Consider the following 18844-nt stretch of genomic DNA (forward strand, 5'->3'; position numbering starts at 1 on the left):
CGGTGCTATCAGACGAGCATGACGGCGGGTGGTGCGCCTGTCGTTCCTCCGGTCGGGCGGGGGCCGTGGACGGACAACCGACGTGATCCGACTACGAGAAGGGCCGGGCGCCCGTCAGCGACGGAGGCCCGGCCCTTTGATGGCTCAGAGGACGCGGTGGACCCAGCCGAACGGGTCCTCGGCGCGGCCGCGTTGGATGTCGACCAGCTGCTTGCGCAGCGCTGTGGTGACCTCGCCGGTGCCGCCGTCGGCGATGGTGAACTCGCCGGCGGCGCTCTTCACCTTGCCGATCGGGGTGATGACGGCGGCCGTGCCGCAGGCGAACGCCTCGCGGATTCGGCCGGACGCGGCGCCCTCGCGCCACTCGTCGAGGCTCACCGGGCGTTCCTCGACCTTGCGGCCGGCGCGCTCGGCGAGCTTGATGAGCGAGTCGCGGGTGATGCCGGGCAGGATCGTGCCGGTCAGCGGCGGCGTGACCAGGGTGCCGTCGTCGAGCACGAAGAACACGTTCATGCCGCCGAGCTCGTCGATGTACTTGCGCTCGACCGCGTCGAGGTAGACGACCTGGTCGCAGCCGTTCTCGATGGCCTCGGCCTGCGCGGACAGGCCGGCCGCGTAGTTGCCGCCGCACTTGGCCGCGCCGGTGCCGCCGGGAGCCGCGCGCGTGTAGTCGGGGGTCACCCAGAGCGACACGGGCTTGACGCCGCCGGAGAAGTACGGGCCGGCCGGCGAGGCGATCACCAGGTAGAGGTACTCCATCGCGGGTCGCACGCCGAGGAAGACCTCGCTGGCGTATGCGAAGGGCCGCAGGTAGAGGCTGCCCTCGTCGCCCGGCGGCAGCCACTGGCGGTCGATCTGGATGATCTCGCGCAGCGACTGGAGGAACGTCTCGACGGGCAGCTGCGGCATGGCCATGCGCTGCGCGGACTGGGCGAACCGGGCCGCGTTGGCGTCGGGGCGGAACATCGCGATGCCGCCGTCGGGCAGCGTGTACGCCTTCAGACCCTCGAAGATCTCCTGGGCGTAGTGCAGCACGGCGGACGCCGGGTCCATCGGGATCGGCGCGCGGGCCTCGACGCGAGGCTCGTACCAGCCTTTGCCCTCGGCGTACCGGATCGTGACCATGTGGTCGGTGAAGATGCGGCCGAAGCCGGGGTTGGCGAGCAGCGCAGCGCGCTCGGCGTCGCCCACGGGTGCCGGGTTCGGACGGATCTCGAAATCGAGGTTGTCACCACCGCTCATGACGAGTGGACCTGCTTTCTCACGGAGAAGATTTAGGCATGCGGAAGCACCCGTAGTGCTCCATGAATTTACCCCGAACGGTCGTTAACACAATGACCGGCGGGTGAAGAGGCCGCGCGCTCGGGAAGGGTCAGAGCGCGGCAGCGATGCGGTCGCCGACCTCGGCGGTGCGCAGCGGGGTGCCCGGGGTGCGGGCAGCGACGTCGGCTGCGACCGCCTCGGATACTCGGCGGGCCTCGTCGTGGTGGCCCAGGTGCTCGAGCAGCAGCGAAGCGGAGAGGATGGCGGCCGCCGGGTCGGCGATGCCCTGGCCGGCGATGTCCGGCGCGGAGCCGTGCACGGGCTCGAACGTCGACGGGTATTTGCGCTCCGGGTTGACGGAGCCGCTGGCCGCCATGCCGATGCCGCCGGTAACGGCAGCGGCGATGTCGGTGAGGATGTCACCGAAGAGGTTGTCGGTCACGATCACGTCGTACCGCTGCGGGTTGCTGACCATGAACATGCTGGCCGCGTCGATGTGCTGGTACTCCGTGGTGACCTCGGGGAACTCGGCCGCGACGGCCTCGAACGTGCGCGCCCAGAGGCTGCCGGCCTTGGTGAGCACGTTGGTCTTGTGCACGAGCGTCAGGTGGTGACGGTCGCGCCGCTGGGCCCGGGCGAACGCGTCGCGCACGACCCGCTCGACGCCGTGCCGGGTGTTCAGGCTCTCCTCGGTCGCGATCTCGGCGGGGGTGTCCTTGTGCAGGACGCCGCCGGCGCCGACGTAGAGGCCCTCGGTGCCCTCGCGCACCACGACCATGTCGATCTCGCCGGGCTTGACGCCCGCGAGCGGGCTGACGGTGCCGGGCCAGAGCTTGGAGGGGCGCAGGTTCACGTACTGGTCGAAGTCGAACCGCAGCTTGAGCAGCAGCCCGCGCTCGAGCACGCCCGGCGGCACGCTGGGGTCGCCGATGGCGCCGAGCAGGATGGCGTCGTGCAGGGCCAGCTCGTCCTCGATGGCTTGCGGCAGCACCTCGCCGGTGCGGTTGTAGAAGCGGGCGCCCAGGTCGTAGTCGTCGAACTCGGCGCCGGGCAGCACGGCCTCGATCACCTTGCGAGCCTGTGCGGTCACCTCGGTACCGATGCCGTCGCCGGCCACCACCGCGATCCGCGCCACGCTCACGTCTGCTCCTCAGGGTCGCCAATGCGTCGGGACCCAGGCTAGCGCCTGGGTCCCGATCTTCGGTACGCCGGTCCCACCTAGTGAGCGTTAAGGAGCGGCACTACTGCTCCGCCAGCCTTTCCGCCGCGTCGTGCAGGGGCGCGTTCGCCTCGAACTCCGCCGTCCACGACGGGCTGCCCGCGACCGTCTCCTTGGCCTCGCCCAGCGGGACGCCCCGGCCCTTGGCGACCACCATCGCCGACTGGATCAGGCTGAGGCCCCGGCTTCGCAGCGACCGTACGAGCTCCTCGTCGGTGCCGTCCAGCAGCCCGGCGGCCCGGGCGTCGGCGACCGCCCGCTCGGCGTCGAAACCCGAGGTCACGAGCTCACCGACTTCATCCGCCCGGTCGCCACGTCGATGACGTACTTGAAGTCCCGTCGCGGCACGCCCGGCGTGACCCGCTTGCCGGTGATGACGATCGTCTCGAGGCCGTCGGAACGCGCCCACTTGAGCATCTCCGCCTTGACCGCCATGACGCCCTGGGTGCCGAGCTTCTCCATCTGGTCGGCCGGCTTGCCCTTGACGAACATCATGAAGTCCTTCATGTGCAGCTCGTTGGCGGATCGGGTGATCTGGGCGCCGAGCTCGAGGTCGATGTCGTTGGACCGCAGCTCGCTGACCCAGAAGCCGTCCGGGTCGTCGGTGTGGAAGATGTTGCAGTTGTCGTTGTGGACCAGCACCGACGTACGGCCGGCCACCACATAGTAGGTGTGGGTCTCGGCGACGGTGAGGTTGTGCACCCGGGCCTTCGCGGCGTGGTGCCGCACCGCCGAGATCTTCACGTACGTGCCGCTGCTGGTGCGCAGCCACTGCCCCGGCACCAGCGAGCCGGCCTTGACCCATCGCGACAGCGACGCCACCCAGAACGGGTGCTTGGCGGTCGCGGTGATCAGGGCAGTCGCGTGACCCCGGGCGCCGTCGGTGTCGATGCTGATGTCGACGAGCTGCTTGACGCCGTTGCCGGTGATGAGCCGCGTGACCGGCCGGCCGGCGGTGACGCCGGTGACCGGGTCGGTGGCCAGCACCGCATCGCCGAGCCGCACCTGCTCGATCGGCCGGGTGGTGCCGTCGGCGAGCAGGACCGGCGTGCCCGGCAGGAAGCTGTTGCACGTCGGCGGCTTGGTGTCGGCGAGCTTCTTGGCCTTGGCGAGGTCGGCGAGCTCGTCGGCCTCCTTGCGGGCGCCCTTGATGCGGTCGAGGAACTTGAACAGCTTGGGCAGCAGTTTGCCGAGCTTGAAGACCGTGCCGAAGATCTTGTTCGCCGGCAGCAGGTTCGCCAGCGACCACAGGCACGCCTCGACGTTGCCCTCCATGATGCACTTCTTGACGTCGCCGACCCCGGAGAGCTCGAGGAACAGATCCCAGGCGTTCTCCTTGAAGAAGTCGAGCACGTTCTGCCCGGCGTCGTTCTGCGCCTGGCGCAGCTTCTCCTGCTCCTCGGGCGTGAGGTACTTCATCAGGTTCGGGTCGAGCGGCGCGGGCGAACCGTCGATCCCGGCCGCCAGCGCCTCCGCGGCCCGCTTGCGCTCGGCCTCCTCGGCCCGCTCGGCCGCCTGCTGCGCCTCCTTGGCGTGCTGCAGCGCCTGGCTCGCCGCCGTCGCGGCGCTGTCGGCGTACTTCTGCGCGTTGTCCGCAGCCGTCTGCGCGGCGGCCGCATCGGCCTCCGCCCGGCCGGCGGCGCCCCGCGCCGCGGCGGCGTCGCTCTCCGCGGCGCTGGCGGCGCTGTTCGCGGCGTCCGCGTCGGCCTGCGCGGCCTGGGCGCTGCGCCCCGCGATCGCCGCGTCGTTGGCCGCCTCGTTTGCCGCCTGGCGAGCCGCGAGCGCATCCGCGCGGGCCTGGGCGTCCGCGCGGCCGGCACTGGCCGCCGCCTCGCGTGCCGCGGCGCCGTCCACGGCCGCCTGCGCCGCGGCCTGCTTCGCCTCGGCCGCCGACTGCGCGGCTGCCGCTGCCGAGCGGGCCGCCTGGGCGGCCGCGGCGTACGCCGGCTTCACCTGCTCGTTGGCCTTGTCCGCGGCGGCCTGTGCCTTCTCCGCCGCGACGATCGCCTCGTCCGCCCGGGCCTTGGCCGCGGCGGCCTGCTCGGCGCCGATGCTCTTGGCCTGCTCGGCGACCAGCTTGACGAAGTCCGCGTCGATGTCGGCGCCCGCGAACGGGTTGACCATGGCGATGGCGGTGTTCGCCGGTTCGGCGATGCCCGCCGCCGAGTCCCGCGCCGCCGCGGCCGCGCGCACCGCGATGTCGGCCTGAGCCGCGGCGGCGACCGCTTCCCGGGTGGCCGCCTCGGCCTCGTCCTTGGTGCGGTTCGCCGCCCACAGCGCCTGCATGGCCTGGTCGGCGGCCTCGTTGCTCAGCCGCATCGCGGCGTCGGCGGCCCGCGCCGACTTCGTCTCCTCGGCGGTCGCGAGGGCCGCCTTGGCGTCCGCCCGCACCCGGGCGGCGTGCGTCGCCTTGGCGCTCGCCTCGGCTTTGTCCGCGGCGGCGTCGGCCGCCGCGGCAGCTGCCCGTGCCTTCTCGGCCGCCGCCCAGGCCCGGTCGGCCGCCTGCTGCGCCTGCGTGGCCGCGGCACGCGCGTTCGCCGCCGCGCCCGTGGCGGTGTTGGCCGCCGAACGCGCCGAGCGTGCCGCGCCACCGGCGATGCCGGCCTGCCGGTCCGCCTCGTCCGCCTCGCGCTGCGCCTCCTGCTTCTCGGCGTCGCTGCCCGCCGACGCGGCGGCGGAGCGCATCGCGGCCGCCTTGGCCTTGGCCGTCTGCTCCGCCCGCTCGGCCGCCATGGCCTCGTCGCGCGCCACCCGGGCGGCGTCCTCCTGATCCCAGGCCCGGTCGTCCGCCTTCGCCGCGGCGCCCTCGGCCGCCTCGGCCTTGCCGCGGGCGCCCGCGGCGACGGCCGCCTGCGCGTCGGCCTGGGCCCGGGCGTTGCGGGCGACGGCGGCCTGCTGCTCCGCCTCGGCGCGGTAGCGGGCGGCGTTGGCCCGCTCCGCCTCGGCGATCTGCCGCTGCCGCTTGGCCTCGGCGGCCTGCGCCTCGGCCTCCTGCCGGTGCTGGCGCGTCTTCTCGGCCTGCGCCCACGCCTTGGCCTCGGCGGCCTCGGCGTCCTGGCGGGCCTTCTTCGTCCGTGCTGCCGCGGTCTTGGCGGCCGCGGCCTGCTTCGCCGCGGCGGCGGCCAGCTTCGCCGCCGACTTCGCGTGCTCCTCGGCATGCTGCCGCCACTTGATCGCCTGCTGCGCGCGCGCCTCGGCCTGGGCCTGCGCGCCCTGCGCGCTGTTGGTGGCGACGGTCGCGTCGATCGCGTACTGCGCCGTCTGGGTCGCGCCGACCGCGGCGGTGGCGGCCTCGCTCATGCCCTGCGCGATCAGGGACCACTCCGCGCCGTACGTCAGGCCCGTCGCGATCAGGTCGTCCGCGGCCGTGGTGGCGGTCGCCGCGGCGACGTTCGCCTGCTGCGCGGCCTGCTGCGCATAACCCAGCTGCCGCTTGGCCTCGGTGTTGGCGGTCGTCAGCTCGGCGGCCTTCTGAGCGGTCGTGCCGCCGCCGGAGAGCACCCGCGCGGAGTACCGGGCGCCGTTCGCCGCGGCCGCCATCGCGTTGGCCGCCTGCTGCAATGCCCGTACGCCCTCGCCGTGCGCCACCAGCAGACGCTGCCGGGCCTCGTTGGCCCGCGCCGACCGCTGGGCCAGCTCGGACAGCTCCTCGGCGGCCTTGTTGCGGGCCTCGAGGTCCTTGAGGTACTGCTCCCGCTCGGCCGCGTCCGCCTTCGCCGCCGTCAGGTAACCGGTGGCGAGGAAAGCGGCGATCGCAGCGTCGTCGCCGGCCAGCGCGGCCTCGGCGGCGCGCCGGACGTTGGACTCCGCCGGCGCCGCGGCGGCCACCAGCCGGACCCGCTCGCGCAGCGTCGCTGCCCGCTCCTGCGCCGTACGGGTGACCTGCGCGTCCCGCTCGCGGGCGACGTCCGCGCCGTACGCCAGGAACGCCACCCGGTCGCTGTCGGTGCCGGCCAGGACGCGGTCGACCTCGGCGTTGAAGTAGGTGCCGCCGGTGCCCTTCATCGCCTTGACCTTGGCGAGGTTGTCGGCCGCCTCCTGCTTCTTGCGGGCGGCCACCTGCTTGTCGAGCGCGGGCTTGTCGACCGTGGCGAACTTCTGGATCGCCGCCGGATCCGCGGAGGCCAGCGCGGCGTACGCGGCGTCGCGGATCTCCGGCTCCGGGGTCAGCTCCGCCAGGTCGGTGACGGCCTTGCGCCACCGCTCGGCCACCACGTCGACCCCGGTGCTGCCGTTCCACGTCTCGGTCACCAACGGCGGGATCTGCACCGTGGGCGGGTCCTCCGCCAGAAATACCGCCGAGGGCTTGCCGGGCGGTGCCGCGAGGGCGGGCGGCGCATGCAGCACCGTGCCCACCAGAGCGGCGGACAGCGACAACAGTGCCGCCGCACGAATCCGCTGAGAAATGCTCACTACGTACGTCCCCGTTCAGGCAATCAGAGACCGGCGGCCGGTGAGCCGCCGGTTGCGGGGCAGCGTGAACAGGAGAGTCAGCGGGCGACCGGCGCGCGTGCGCCCGGCAGTCCTGTGCTCGAATGCTTGCCCCCGTGACGGCGCGCCCCGGAGATGAATCCCCGTCGATGGACGCGCGTCGACGGGGATTCAACCACATGGATCGCCGGGAAAGGGGCCCGCGGAGCGCGCGGCGCTGTGGCGAAGCGAACAGCCCCCGTGCCGCGGCAAACGGCAACGGGGGCTGATGCGACGAGTACGCGTGGCTCGGTCCCGCCGAAATGCTCACCACGCCGAGCGGACACCGTCACCCGAAGACGGGCCCACCCGGGACGGGCAGCACGGACAACGCTAGCGATGCGGACTTATGACGCGCAAGGCGCCTCACCGAGGGGCGCCCCGCCGATATGCCGAGAACCCGGCCACGTCGGCGAACGCCGCGACCACCCGCAGGGTCAGGTCGGGCGACGTGATCTCGAGGCGGACCGGGTCGCCCGCGGTGAGCTCGAGATCCGCCACCGGGTCGGTCGAGATGCCCCGCAGCTCGAGATCGGCGACGCCGAACAGGCGCAGCCGCACCTGCACCGTGTCGAAACCGGCGCGGGCCCACTTCGCCGGCGGGTTCGCCGGGCCCGGCAGATCGAACGTGACGGTCACCGACGGACCGTCACGCCCGATCGTCAGCTCGTGGACGGAGACGCCCGTCAGCTCGGGCGGAACACCCTCGTAGACGGCGAGCAGACCCTCCGGGTTGCCCAGCGCCTTCGTCCATCCGGTCATAGCGGTTCCCTACCACTCGTAGTGCTGCGCGGTGCCTTCGACCTTGCCGGTGCGGGTGTTCTCGATCGGCCGGACGTTCAGGTGGCGTCCCTGGTCGCCCACGCCGCCCTCGCCGAACTGATGCCCGGCCGAGTGGTCCTGGATGACGACCTTGCTGCCGTCGCTGCGGGTGAAGTGGTACTCGCGCGTCATGATGCGTTGCTTGTTCGCGTCGAGGACCGGGTTGCCGTACTTGTCGGTCATCGGGATCCGCTCCACCTTGTCGGGCACCTGGTTCATCGGGATCTTGAGGTCCCGCTTGGCCCGCCGGAACGAGGCGCTCCGGCTCGCCGAAGTGACCTTGTCCACGATCTCACAGGCCTCGCCCGCCGCCGCGGCCCTGATGCCTGCCGAAGCGGACGAGGTCCTGGCCGAGGCGCGCGTCACGCCCTTCTTCGCCGCCGCGCCGAGGCAGCCCGGCAGCTCGTCGGCCTGCTTGCGGGCCTTGGCCAGGTCGGTGAGCTCGTCGACCTCCTTGCGGGCGCCGCTGAGCGCCTTGACGAAGCGGGCGATCTTGGGAGCGAACTTGAGCAGGTCGGCGGTCAGGCTGAGCGCCTTGCTCCACGGGATGAAGTCGGCCAGCGCCCACAGACAGGCAGTGATGTTGCCGTCCATGAAGCAGCCCTTGATGTTGTCCAGGCCGAGAAGGCTGAGGACGAGATCGCCGGCGTTGGCCTTGATGAAGTCGAGGATGCCCTGGTCCGCCTGCGCCTTGGCCTGGCGGTACCGCTCCTGCTCCTCGGGGGTCATCGAGGCCAGGAGGTCCTTCTCCTCGTCGGGCGTCAGCCCGCCGCCGCCCTCGATGTCCTCGACGCGCTCCTGCTGTTCACGCTCGCGTTCGGCGGCCTCGGCGCGTTCGAAGGCCTTCTGCGCCTCGACCGCGTAGCCGAGCGCCTGATCGGCCGCGATCGACGCGCTGTCCGCGTGCTTCTGCGCACTGGCCGCGGCCGCCTCGGCGGCGGCGGCGTCCTTCTCGGCCGCGGAGGCCGAGCCCCGTGCCGCGGCGGCGTCGGACTCGGCACGCGAAGCAGCCGCGTTGGCCGCGTCGGCCTCGCTCTGCGCGGCGGCCGCGGCCTTGCCGGCGATGGCCGCGTCGTTGGCGGCCTCGTTGGCCGCGTTGCGGGCCGCCACGGCGTCGGCCCGGGCCTGCTCGTCGGCCTTGATCGCGCTGGCCGCGGCGGCACGGGCCGCCGCACCGTCAACCGCGGCCTGCACGGCCGCCTGCTTCGCCTCGGCGGCGGACGCCGCCGCCTGCGCGGCCGAGTCTGCCGCCTTGGCGGCCTGCTCGTAGGCCGGCTTGACCTGGTCGTTGGCGCCGCGGGCCGCCTCGGCTGCCGCTCGGGCGGCGGCGACGGCTTCGTCGGCCCGGCGCTTGGCCGCGGCGGCCTGCTCCGCTCCGATGGCCTTCGCCTGCTCGGCCACGAGCTCGACGAAGTCCGCGTCGATGTCGTCGCCGGTGAACGGCGAGACCATGTCGATCGCGCTGTTGGCCGGTTCGGCGATGCCCGCGGCCGAGACCCGGGCGGCGTTCGCGGCGCTCACCGCGATGTCGGCCTGAGCCGCCGCGGCCACCGCCTCGTTCGTCGCCGCCTGAGCCTCGTCCCGGGTGCGCTGTGCCGCCCACAGCGACCGCACCGCCTCCTCGGAGGCCTGCGAAGCGAGCTGCTGGGCCGCCCTGGCCGCCTCGGCAGCCTTGATCTCCTGCCGGGTGGCCTCGGCGGCCTTGGCCTCCGCCCGCAGCCGAGCCGAGTGAGCCGCCTTGGCGTCCGCCTCCGCGGCATCCGCGGCAGCATCGGCGCGTGCCGCTGCGGCCTGCGCCTTCTCGGAAGCAGCCCATGCGCGGGCCGCGGCCTGGTCGGCCTGCACGGCAGCGGACCGCGCGTTCGCCGCCGCGCCCGTCGCCGTGTTGGCCGACGCTCGCGCGCTGCGGGCCGCGGTTCCGGCGGTGCCGGCCTGGCGGCCGGCCTCGTCGGCCTGGCGCTGAGCTTCGGCGGCGTCGGCGCTGCCGGCAGCCTGGGCGGCCCACGCCCGCCGCGTGGCCGCCTCCGCCTTGGCCGTCTGTTCCGCCCGCTCCGCGGCCAGCGCGTCGTCGCGCGCCCGCATCGCGTTGTTCTCCTGGTCCCAGGCGCGCTTGTTCGCCTCGTCCGCGGCGGAGTCGGCCGCATCGGCCTGCCTGCGCGCGTTGGCGGCGATGCCGACCTGAGCGTCGGCGTTCGCGCGGGCGTTGGCGGCGATGGAGGCCTGCGCCTCGGCACGCTGGCGTGCGGCCGCCGCGTTGGCGCGCTCGGCCTCGGCGATCTGCCGCTGCCGCTTGGCCTCGGCGGCCTGCGCCTCGGCGACCTCGCGGTGGCGGCGAGCCTGCTCCGCCGCGGCCCACGCCTTCGCCTCGGCGGCTTCGGCCTGTTCCCGCGCGGCCTTGGTGCGCGCCGCTGCCGTCTTCGCCGCGGCGGCCTGCTTCGCCGCTGCCGCGGCCAGCTTGGCCGCCGCCTTCGCGTGCTCCTCGGCGTGCTTGCGCCACTTGATCGCCTGCTGCTCGTGCGCCTCGGCCTGGGCCTGCGCGCCCTGCGCGCTGTTGGTGGCGACGGTCGCGTCGATGGCGAACTGCGCCGTCTGGGTGGCGCCTACCGCGGCGGTGGCGGCCTCGCTCATGCCCATGGCGATCAGCGACCACTCCGCGCCGTAGTCCAGGCCGGTGTCGATCAGCTCGTCCGCAGCCGACGTGGCGATCCGCGCGGCGATGTCCGCCTGCCGGGCTGCCTCCTGCGCGTAGCCCAGCTGCCGCTTGGCCTCGTTGTCGGCGGTCGTGAGCTCGCCTGCCTTCTGCGCCGCCGTGCCGCCGCCGTCGAGGACCCGTACCGCGTGGCGTGCCGTGTTGGCGGCGCCCGCCATCGCGTTGGCCGCCTGTTGCAGCGCCCGTACCGCGTCGCCGTGCGCGGCCAGCAACCGCTTGCGGGCCTCGTTGGCCCGCGCCGACCGCTGGGCCAGCTCGGACAGCTCCTCGGCCGCCTTGTTGCGGGCCTCGAGGTCCTTGAGGTACTGCTCCCGCTCGGCCGCGTCCGCCTTCGCCGCCGTCAGATAGCCGGTGGCGAGGAAAGCGGCGATCGCGGCGTCATCACCGGCCAGCGCCGCCTCGGCCGCCCGTCTCACGTTCGACTCCGCGGGAGCGGTCGCACCCACGAGCCGGACCCGTTCCCGCAGCGTGGCGGCGCGTTCGGCGGCCGTCTTGGAGACCTGCGCGTCCCGCTCGCGGGCGACGTCCGCGCCGTACGCCAGGAACGCCGCCCGATCGCTGTCGGTGCCCGCCAGCACCCGCTGCACCTCGGCGTTGAAGTAGGCCCCGCCGGTGCCCACCATCGCCCGGATCGCGGCGAGGTTGTCGGCCGCCTCCTTCTTCTTGCGGGCGGCGACCTGCTTGTCGAGGGCCGGCTTGTCGACCGTGGCGAACTTCTGGATCGCCGCCGGGTCTCCGGTCGCCAGCGCCGCCAGCGCCGCGTCCCGGATCTCCGGCTCGGCGGTGAACTCCGCCACGTCGGCGACCGCCTTGCGCCACCGATCGTCCAGAGTCGACACACCGGTGGTGCCGTTCCACGTCTCGGTGACCAGCGGCGGAACCTCGACCGTGGGCGGATCCTCCGCCAGAAGTGCCGCCGGCGGCTTGCCGGGCGGTGCCGCGAGGGCGGGCGGCGCATGCAACACCGTGCCCACCAGAGCGGCGGACAGCGACAACAGTGCCGCCGCACGAATCCGCTGAGAAATGCTCACTACGTACGTCCCCGTTCAGGCAATCAGAGACCGGCGGCCGGTGAGCCACCGGTAAGAGGGCAGCGCAAAACAGGGAGATCAGCCGGTGACCGGCGCGCGTGCAGCCGGCAGCCCCGTGCTCGAGTGCTCGCCCCCGTGACGGCGCGCCCCGGAGATGAATCCCCGTCGATGGATGCGCGTCGACGGGGATTCAATCACATGGATCGCTCGGCCGGGGGGTGACGCGGCCTGCGGGCACGACGGCTCAGCACGACAGCGGCGCGCGCACCACGCCGTCGGCGTCGGGCACCACAGCGCTGGGGACCTCCTCCTCGGGGAAGAAGAAGAACGCCAGGTCCCCGTACGGCGGGAGGTCGTCGTCCGGCACGTCCTTGATGCCCGCGGTGTAGGTCCGCGACGGCAGGACCGCCGTGTCCGCGCCGGCGGGGAACACCACGACCGAGTCGAGCAGCCGGTCCATCGAGGCCACCGCCTCCCGCAGGCCTTCGCGGCCGGCCCGGTGGACCGGCACGCCGGGATAGGCCGCCACGGTCGAGCGGGGCCGCACGTGCGAACGGACCGCGTCCGACTCCGCCCTGATCCACCTCTGGCCGAGTACGCCACCCGCCCAGCACTCGAGGATCAGCGCGGGAAACGGGACGGCCGCCCAGAACGCGTCGTCGGCGCCGGGGCCGGGCTCCTCCGGCTCCTCGTCCGCGGGAGCCTCGGCGACCCGCAGCCCGAGCCGCCGCAACTCCCCCTCGAGATCGGCCCGGTCCGGCGGGACGGAGGCGTAGAAGACCCCGTCCCACGACGTCTCCAGGCGCAGCGACGGCTCGCCGGCGAGCACGCAGACCACTCCCCGGCCGGCGAGCATGTCGAGGAACAGCCGCCGGGCCGTGGCCACGTCGAGCCGGCGGCCGGGGTAGACCCGGCCCAGCCATGGCGGCTCGGGCTCGGTGACGATCGCGGCGTGCGTCTCGAACGCCCGCACGCCGAGCGCGCCGGTCAGCAGGTCGAAGGCGGCGCCCGCCGGCCCGGCGGCATCGCCGGGCTCGACGGGCGTCAGCCTGAGCTGTCGCGTCACTTGGCTACCCAGATGAGGCCCCACTCGCCGTTCGGCAGCTTGCCGATGTCGTAGCTCCCGCTGCGCAGGGTGCTGGCGGACGTCTGCAGCGACTCGGGCGTCGGACCGGCCTTGAACAGCGCGCCGACGTGTCCCTCGGTGTCCCAGGAAATGTAACGCACCGCCGCGGGCGCCTTCTTGTTCTCCCAGATGGCCGGGTTGCCGCGGCCCGCCGAGCGCAGCTTGGTCTGCTTGTAGCCCAGCCACTTGGCGAGGTCGTTGGACTGCGCCTTGGTCAGCACCGGGCCGCACGGTCGCGACGCGGCCGCTGCCGCCTTGGCGGAGGCGCCCTTGCGCAGCGCGGCGCCGCCTCCGGGCAGGTTCGGGCAGGACGGGCCGTCCACGTCGTGGCGACGCCGGGCCTGGTCCTTCATCTCGTCGAGCTTCTTGCGGGCGTCGTTCACGTCGTCGAGGAACTTCTTGATCTTCGGCGCGTGCTCGAGCAGCTTCTTGGCCATCTTGCCGGCCTTGAGCAGGCCGCCGCCCGGGGCGAACGTGAGCGCCAGCGACAGGCATGCCTGCCAGTTGCGCTCCATGAAGCAGCCCTTGATGTCACCCCACGGGGTGAGGTCGTCGATCAGGCCGGGGATCGCGTCCTTCAGATAGTCGAGCAGGTCCTTGTTCGCCAGGTCCTCGAGGCGCTTGTACTCCGCGTCGTCGCCCGGCTCGAGCAGCGCCAGCAGCTGATCCCGCTCGGCGCCGGTCGGCAACGTGGTCATCCCCTCGACCAGCGCCCGGCGCTGCTCGAGCTCGCGCTGCCGCTCGGCCTCCTCGGCACGGTCGGCGGCCTGCTGCGCCTCGATGGCGTGCTGCAGGGCGTTCCCGGCCGCCGTGGCCGCGCCGTCGGCGTGCTTCTGCGCGCTCTCGGCCGCCCGCTGGGCGGCGGCCGCGTCGGCCTCCGCCCGGTCGGCGGCGCCCCGCGCGGCCGCGGCGTCGTTCTCGGCCGCGGTGGCGGCGCTGGCGGCGGCGTCCGCGTCGGCCTGCGCTGCCTGCGCGTTCTGACCGGCGATGGCCGCGTCGTTGGCCGCCTCGTCGGCCGCCTGCCGTGCGGCCGCCGCGTCGGCCTTGGCCTGCGCGTCGGCACGGGCGGCACTGGCCGCGGCCGCACGGGCGGCAGCACCGTCGGCGGCCGCCTGGGCCGCGTACTTCTTGGCCTCGGCCGCCGAGCGGGCCGCGTCGGCGGCGGACCGGGCAGCCTGCGCGGCCGCCGCGAACGCCGGCTTCACCTGCTCGTTCGCGCGGTCGGCGGCCGCCTGCGCCTTGTCGGCCGCGAGCACGGCCTCGGCAGCGCGCGCGTCGGCCGCCGCGGCCTGCTCCGCGCCGATGCTCTTGGCCTGGTCGGCGACCAGCTTGACGAAATCGGCGTCGATGTCGGCGCCCGCGAACGGCGACACCATGGCGATCGCGGAGTTGGCCGGCTCGGCGATCCCGGCCGCCGACTGACCGGCGGCGACCGCCGCCCGCACCGCGATGTCCGCCTGCGCGGACGCGGCAACCGCCTCGCTCGTCGCCGCCTCGGCCTCGTCCTTGGTCCGGTTCGCCGCCCACAGCGAGCGCACCGACTCGTCGGCGGCCTGCTCGGCCAGCCGCATCGCCGCGTTGCCCGCCCGCGCGGCCTTGTTCTCCTCCGCGGTCGCGGTCGCCGCCTTGGCGTCGGCGCGCATCCGGGCGGCGTGCGTGGCCTTCGCGGTCGACTCGGCCTTGTTCGCCGCGGCGTTCGCGGCGGCCGCTGCCGCCTGCGCCTTGTCCGCGGCCGCCCACGCCCGGTTCGCCGCCTGCTCGGCCTGGTTGGCCGCCGCGCGGGCGTTCGCCGCCGCGCCGGTGGCGGTGTTGGCCGCCGATCGAGCCGACCGGGCCGCGTTGCTGGCCACACCGGACTGCCGCTCGGCCTCGTCGGCGTCCCGCTGCGCCGCCTGCTTCTCGCTGTCGCTCGCCGCGGCCGCGACCGCAGCGCGCTTGGCCTGCGCGTTCGCCTTCGCCGTCTGCTCATCCAGCTCGGCCGCGATCGCGGCATCCCGCGCCTGACGCGCCGTGTCCTCCTGGTCCCAGGCACGGTCCTCGGCAGCGGCCGCCGCCGAATCCGCGGCCTCCGCGCGGCTGCGCGCCCCTGCGGCAGCGGCGGCCTGGGCATCGGCCTGGGCGCGGGCGTTGCGGGCGATCGCCGCCTGCTGCTCCGCCTCCGCCCGGTACCGCGCCGCGTTGGCCCGCTCGGCCTCGGCGATCTGCCGCTGCCGCTTCGCCTCGGCCGCCTGCGCCTCGGCGGTCTCCCGGTGCTGCCGGGTCTTGGCGGCCTCGGCCCACGCCTTGGCCTCGGCAGCCTCCGCCTGCTCACGCGCCTTCTTGGCGCGCGCCGCCGCCGTCTTCGCCGCAGCCGCCTGCTTGGCCGCCGCGGTCGCGAGCTTGGCCGCGGCCTTCGCGTGCTCCTCGGCGTGCTGACGCCACTTGATCGCCTGCTGCGCGTGCGCCTCCGCCTGAGCCTGCGCGCCCTGCGCGCTGTTGGTCGCGATGGTCGCGTCGATCGCGTACTGCGCCGTCTGGGTGGCGCCGACCGCGGCGGTTGCCGCCTCGTTCATGCCCTGCGCGATCAGCGCCCACTCCGCGCCGTACTCCAGCCCGGTCTCGACCAGGTCGTCGGCCGCGGTCGAAGCCGTCGCCGCGGCGATGCCCGCCTGCCGCGCCGCCTCCTGCGCGTAACCCAGCTGCCGCTTCGCCTCGGTGTTCGCCGTCGCCAGCTCGGCCGCCTTCTGCGCCACCGTGCCACCACCGGACAGCACCCGCGAAGCATGCCGGGCGCCGTTGGCGGCCGCGGCCATCGCGTTGGCCGCCTGCTGCAACGCCCGCACGCCCTCGCCGTGCGCCACCAGCAACCGCTTGCGCGCCTCGTTGGCCCGCGCCGACCGCTGCGCCAGCTCCGTCAGCTCCTCGGCGGCCTTGTTCCGCGCCTCCAGATCCTTCAGGTACTGCTCCCGCTCCGCGGCGTCCGCCCGCGCGGCGGTCAGATAGCCGGTGGTCAGGAACGCCGAAATCGCCGCGTCGTCGCCGGCGAGCGCAGCCTCCGCCGCGCGCTTCACGTTCGACTCCGCGGGAGCCGCCGCGGCCACCAGCCGGACCCGTTCGCGCAGCGTCGCCGCCCGCTCGGCGGCCGTCTTCGCGGTCTGCCGGTCACGCTCGCGGGCGATGTCCGCGCCGTACGCCAGGAACGCCGCCCGGTCGCTGTCGGTGCCCTTGAGAACCCGCTCGACCTCGGCGTTGAAGTAGCCGCCCGGCGTGCCGGTGCCCTTCATCGCCGTCACCTTGGCGAGGTTGTCCGCCGCCTCCTGCTTCTTGCGCGCCGCGACCTGCTTGTCCAGGGCGGGCTTGTCGACCGTCGCGAACTTCTGGATCTTCACCGGGTCGCCGGTCGCCAGCGCCGCCAGCGCCGCGTCGCGGATCTCGGGCTCGGCGGTGAACTCGGCGACGTCGGCGACGGCCTTGCGCCACCGTTCGTCCATCGTGGACACGCCGGTCGAGCCGTTCCACGTCTCCGTGATCAGCGGCGGCATCTCCACGCCCGGCGGCAAGGGTGACGGCGGGTCCTCCGCGAGTGCCGCGGCCGGCCGCGGCGCCGCCAGGGCCGGCGGCGCGTGCAGATAGGACCCCACGATCGCGGCGGTCAGCGACACCAGTGCCGCCGCCCGCATCCGCGTGCGAATACTCACTACATATCCCCGTTTCACGTGCTCGGAACGCCGGCGCGGTCAGGACACCGCCCGGATGAAGGTCGCGAGGAGCTCAGGAATCGGCCCGGGAGCGGGCACTGCTACGGGACGCCGCGCGAAGTCCGAATTGGACGCACGGCGCGCTGTCAGATGACGTTCAGCCGATTACCGGCGGCATCCCGCCGCCGCGGAGCCGGCACGGACGGACCCTCGCTGTCGGCACCGATCCCACGCCGACGCGAGGAATGCTCAGGCACGCGGCGGCGCACACCTCCGGCGAGCGCCGCGGCCGAAATACGTACACGCATGTCAGGTCCCCCGTGAACCGTCATGGCTCGCCGGGGACTAGGCCAATCACCCCGGTCGATTGATTAGATCGCCGCGAAATTGAACCACATCATCGTCCGGCGTGGGGGCCGCCGACGGCGCCGAGCGAGCGCACGGACGTCACGGACGCGCCGGCACGACGGAGCGCCCGTGATCGCCGCCACCGTCCTCCCCGCGTGTCGCAGCCGGTTCTTCCGGTTTGCGGGGCTTGGTGATGGCACCATGCGCCGGTGAGTTTCGACCTCGTGGTGTGGGCGATGGACAAGCCGGACCTGCCGGACGCCGTACGGGCCGCCAACGCGCGATGCGCGAACGGCGAGCACCCGCAGCGTCCGGCCGACCCGCGCGTCGTCGCCTTTTACGACGCCCTGACCAGCGATTACCCCGATCGGGGGCCGCTCGCGTCGGCACCCGGGTCGCCCTGGGCGCACGCCCCGCTGCACGCCGCCGCCGACCACATCCAGATGCGGCTCGACGAGAACTGCCCGGACGAGGTGCTCGAGACGATCGAGCGGCTGGCCGGCGAGCTCAACCTGGACCTGCTCGACCTGCAGGACGGCACCGTGTATCCGCCGCCTATGAAAGTCCGTTGAGCCGCAGGTCGACGATGCTGCCCCGCTCCGCGCCGATCCCGGCGGCCACCGTGGAGAGCAGCTCCGCGTCGACCGGCGAGTCCACGGTCAGCGTCATCAGCGCCTCGCCGCCGGCCTCGCGCCGGGCCACCTGCATGGCAGCGATGTTGACCCCGGCCTCGCCCAGCATCGTGCCGATCGCGCCGACGACGCCGGGCCGGTCGCTGTAGCGGAAGAACAGCACGATGCCGTCGGCGTTCAGGTCGAGGTCGAAGTCGTCCACGCCGGTCAGCTTCGCGATCTCGCGGGTGCCGTGCACGGCGAGCATGCCGGCCACGCTCACCGACCGGCCGTCGGGCAGCGCGCCGCGCACGGTCACCACGTTGTGCGGGTCGGCCGGGTCGTCGTTGAGCACCAGCTCGACCTCCACACCGCGGTCCACGGCGAGCTGAGGAGCGTTCACGTACGTCACCCGCTCGTCCACCACTGCGGTGAAGAGCCCCTTCGTGGTCGCCAGCCGCAGCACCCCCACGTCGTGCGAGACGATCTCGCCCCGCACCTCCACGGTGACGCTCGCGGCCACCCCGCCGGCCACCGCCGTGAACACTTTGCCCAGCTTCTCGGCAAGCGCGAGCAGCGGCCGTACGTCCTCGTCGACCACGCCGCCCGCCTGCACGTTCACCGCGTCGGGCACGAACTCGCCGTCGAGCGCCAGCTTCACGCTGCGCGCCACCGCCAGGCCCGCCTTGTCCTGCGCCTCCGCCGTCGACGCGCCCAGGTGCGGGGTCGCCACCACGGTGTCGAAGGCGAACAGCGGCGAGGAGCTGCACGGCTCGGTGACGAACACGTCGAGCCCGGCGCCGGCCACCCGCCCCTCGCGCAGCGCCGCGGCCAGCGCCGTCTCGTCGACGAGCCCGCCGCGCGCCGCGTTCACGATGCGGACGCCCGGCTTGACCAGCGCGAGCTCCTTCTCGCCGATCAGGCCGACGGTCTCGGGCGTACGGGGCAGGTGCACGGAGATGAAGTCGCTCTCGCGCAGCAGCTCCTCGAGACCCACCAGGCGTACCCCCAGCTGCGCCGCACGCGCGGGCTGGACGTACGGGTCGTAGGCGATCAGCCTCGTGCCGAAGGCCGCCATGCGCTGGGCGAACAGCACGCCGATGCGGCCCAGCCCGACCACCCCGACGGTCTTGCCCTGCACCTCGACGCCCACGAACCGCGCCCGCTCCCAGGCGCCGCCCTTGAGCGAGGCCGACGCCGTCGCGGTGTGCCGGGCGACCGCGAGCAGCAGCGCGACGGCCTGTTCGGCGGCGGACACGATGTTGCTGGTCGGGGCGTTCACCACGAGCACGCCGCGGGCGGTGGCGGCCGGCACGTCGACGTTGTCGAGGCCGACCCCGGCGCGGGCCACCACGCGCAGGCCGACGCCGGCGGCGAGCACCTCCGCGTCGACCCGGGTGGCGCTGCGCACGATCAGCGCGTCGGCCGTCGCCACCTCGGCGAGCAGCGCGGCACGATCGGTGCCGTCGACGTGGCGGACGTCGTAGTCGTACGCGAGGACGTCGATGGCGGCGGGGGCGAGTTGCTCGGCGATCAGAACGACGGGCGTCACGCGGCCGATCGTAGA

At 73.9% G+C, this 18844-nt stretch carries 10 protein-coding genes; 1 reads left to right on the forward strand and 9 read right to left on the reverse strand.

Annotated elements, in window-relative coordinates; genetic code table 11:
• Nucleotides 1-144: 144 nt before the first annotated feature.
• The 8 genes from ACSNN8_RS06985 to ACSNN8_RS07020 all read right to left on the reverse strand — a co-directional run bounded on the left by ACSNN8_RS06985 (nucleotide 145) and on the right by ACSNN8_RS07020 (nucleotide 16318).
• Nucleotides 145-1242, reverse strand: coding sequence for a branched-chain amino acid aminotransferase (locus ACSNN8_RS06985; protein WP_436647687.1), 1098 nt, complete (start codon nucleotides 1240-1242; stop codon nucleotides 145-147).
• Nucleotides 1243-1372: 130 nt separating this feature from the next.
• Nucleotides 1373-2404, reverse strand: a complete 1032-nt coding sequence (locus ACSNN8_RS06990; protein WP_436647689.1) for a 3-isopropylmalate dehydrogenase — start codon at nucleotides 2402-2404, stop codon at nucleotides 1373-1375.
• 100 nt (nucleotides 2405-2504) lie between these two features.
• Entirely contained in the window at nucleotides 2505-2765 is a 261-nt protein-coding gene (locus ACSNN8_RS06995; protein ID WP_436647691.1) for a hypothetical protein, read from the reverse strand.
• Nucleotides 2762-6895: a polymorphic toxin-type HINT domain-containing protein gene (locus tag ACSNN8_RS07000; protein ID WP_436647693.1), complete on the reverse strand. Its 4134-nt coding sequence runs from the start codon at nucleotides 6893-6895 to the stop codon at nucleotides 2762-2764. Before ACSNN8_RS07000 ends, ACSNN8_RS06995 begins: the two co-directional genes overlap by 4 nt.
• A gap of 423 nt (nucleotides 6896-7318) precedes the next feature.
• On the reverse strand, nucleotides 7319-7714 hold the full coding sequence (locus ACSNN8_RS07005) for an Imm50 family immunity protein (RefSeq protein ID WP_436647695.1): 396 nt from the start codon (nucleotides 7712-7714) through the stop codon (nucleotides 7319-7321).
• Nucleotides 7715-7723: 9 nt separating this feature from the next.
• Complete coding sequence (locus ACSNN8_RS07010) at nucleotides 7724-11515, reverse strand: HNH/endonuclease VII fold putative polymorphic toxin (RefSeq protein ID WP_436647697.1); 3792 nt, start codon at nucleotides 11513-11515, stop codon at nucleotides 7724-7726.
• Between the two features lie 244 nt (nucleotides 11516-11759).
• On the reverse strand, nucleotides 11760-12581 hold the full coding sequence (locus tag ACSNN8_RS07015) for a hypothetical protein (protein WP_436647699.1): 822 nt from the start codon (nucleotides 12579-12581) through the stop codon (nucleotides 11760-11762).
• Complete coding sequence (locus tag ACSNN8_RS07020; RefSeq protein ID WP_436647701.1) at nucleotides 12578-16318, reverse strand: toxin C-terminal domain-containing protein; 3741 nt, start codon at nucleotides 16316-16318, stop codon at nucleotides 12578-12580. Before ACSNN8_RS07020 ends, ACSNN8_RS07015 begins: the two co-directional genes overlap by 4 nt.
• A gap of 557 nt (nucleotides 16319-16875) precedes the next feature.
• Here ACSNN8_RS07020 and ACSNN8_RS07025 point away from each other — a divergent pair.
• A complete protein-coding gene (locus tag ACSNN8_RS07025) occupies nucleotides 16876-17238 on the forward strand; it encodes a hypothetical protein (RefSeq protein WP_436647703.1) in 363 nt (120 codons plus the stop codon).
• On the opposite strand, the gene serA is transcribed toward ACSNN8_RS07025, so the two are convergent.
• Nucleotides 17222-18829 (reverse strand): phosphoglycerate dehydrogenase, encoded by a 1608-nt coding sequence (gene serA, locus ACSNN8_RS07030; RefSeq protein ID WP_436647705.1) that lies wholly within the window; start codon nucleotides 18827-18829, stop codon nucleotides 17222-17224. The two genes, ACSNN8_RS07025 and serA, sit on opposite strands and share 17 nt — an antisense overlap.
• Nucleotides 18830-18844: the final 15 nt, after the last annotated feature.

The organism is Actinoplanes sp. URMC 104 (assembly GCF_051386375.1).
In the GTDB taxonomy this organism is placed as follows: domain Bacteria; phylum Actinomycetota; class Actinomycetes; order Mycobacteriales; family Micromonosporaceae; genus Actinoplanes.

Bases quoted from the DNA above. Each gene is read 5' to 3' on its own strand.
- ACSNN8_RS06985 (WP_436647687.1), bottom strand. From the start codon at position 1,242: ATGAGCGGTGGTGACAACCTCGATTTCGAGATCCGTCCGAACCCGGCA.
- ACSNN8_RS07005 (WP_436647695.1), bottom strand. From the start codon at position 7,714: ATGACCGGATGGACGAAGGCGCTGGGCAACCCGGAGGGTCTGCTCGCC.